2 protein-coding genes are annotated in these 1,418 nt (G+C 72.0%); one reads left to right on the top strand and one right to left on the bottom strand.

Annotated features, from left to right (window positions below):
• Positions 1-258 (top strand): LytR C-terminal domain-containing protein (locus AVR91_RS44120; RefSeq protein ID WP_228709476.1); only part of this gene is annotated, 258 nt, incomplete at its 5' end.
• Positions 259-313: 55 nt separating this feature from the next.
• Here AVR91_RS44120 and AVR91_RS44115 read toward each other — a convergent pair.
• A partial coding sequence (locus AVR91_RS44115; protein ID WP_228709475.1) for an AAA family ATPase occupies positions 314-1,418 on the bottom strand: 1,105 nt, incomplete at its 5' end.

Here is a 1,418-nt window from a genome sequence, read left to right as displayed (position 1 = left end):
GGCCTCGCCGAGCAGGCCGCGAAGGACTTCCGCGCCTCGGGCTGGAACGTCTCCGAAGTCAAGGGCTACCCGGGAAGGCTCCCCGAGACGGTGGCCTACTACCGCCCGGGCACCGACGAGGAGGCGGCCGCGAAGGCGCTGGCGCTGGAGTTCGGGTTCCGCGCCGAGCCCCGGTTCAAGGAGATCGAGAACATCGGCCCCGGTGTGATCGTCATCCTCACCAAGGACTACAAGACCAACGACAAGGACGGCTCCTAGCAGCTGCGTGAAAAGGGCCCGCTTCCTCGTGACGAAGCGGGCCCTTTTCACGTTCTCAGGCCTGGGTTTGCGCGTACGCCTCCAGCGCCGCGAGCTGGGCCGGGTCGAGCGACGGCCGGACCGTCTCGGCCGCCTTCGCCAGATGCGCGGCGGTGACCTCCTTGGCCTCCAGCGACTCCCGCATCGCGGTCAGCGCGGCCTCGCGGATCAGCGCGGCGCAGTCCGCCGCCGAGTAACCGTCCAAAGTGGCCGCGTACGCCGCGAGGTCCACATCGGACGCCAGCGGGGTGTTCTTGGCGCTGGCGGCGAGGATCGCCTCGCGGGCGTGCGCGTCCGGCGGTGGGACGTAGACGCGGCGCTCCAGCCGTCCCGGCCGCAGCAGCGCCGGGTCGACCAGTTCCGGCCGGTTCGTCGCGCCGAGGACGACGACCTCGCGCATCGGCTCGACACCGTCCAATTCGGTCAGCAGGGCCGCGACCACGCGGTCCGACACGCCCGAGTCCGACGACTGGCCGCGGCGCGGGGCGAGCGCGTCGATCTCGTCGAGGAAGATCAGCGACGGCGCGGCCTCGGCGGCACGGCGGAACAGTTCCCGCACCGCGCGCTCGGACTCGCCGACCCATTTGTCCATCAGTTCGGCGCCCTTGACCGCGAAGACGTTCAGCGCGCCGGTGCCGGCGAGCGCGCGGACCAGGAACGTCTTGCCGCCGCCGGGCGGCCCGTACAGGAGCACGCCGCGCGGCGGATCGACACCGAGCCGGGCGAACGAGTCCGGGTAGCGAAGCGGCCACAGCACCGCTTCGGTGAGCGACTGCTTGACGTCGGTCATGTTGCCGACGTCGTCCAGCGTCAGCCCGCCGGTGGCCAGATTGTCCGAAGTGGACATCGAGATGGGGCGGACGGTGGTGAGCGCGTCGAGCAGGTCCTGCTGGGAGATCCGCGGCTCGTCGACGTCACGCTGGCGCAGCGCGGCGCGGAGGGCGGCGTCACGGCGGAGCGCGATGAGGTCCGCCGCCACGAAGCCGGGGGTGCGCTCGGCGATCGGGCCGATGTCGACGCCGGGCTCCAGCGGGGCGTCGCGCAGGAGTACACGCAGCAGTTCCGTGCGGGTCTTCGCATCCGGGAGCGGCAGGCCGAGCTCGCGGTCGAGCAGGTCGGCG

The sequence above is a fragment of the Amycolatopsis keratiniphila subsp. keratiniphila genome, assembly GCF_001620365.2.
Lineage (GTDB): Bacteria > Actinomycetota > Actinomycetes > Mycobacteriales > Pseudonocardiaceae > Amycolatopsis > Amycolatopsis keratiniphila.
Note: the sequence above shows the minus strand (reverse complement) of the source record. Positions and strands in the feature narration are given on the sequence as shown.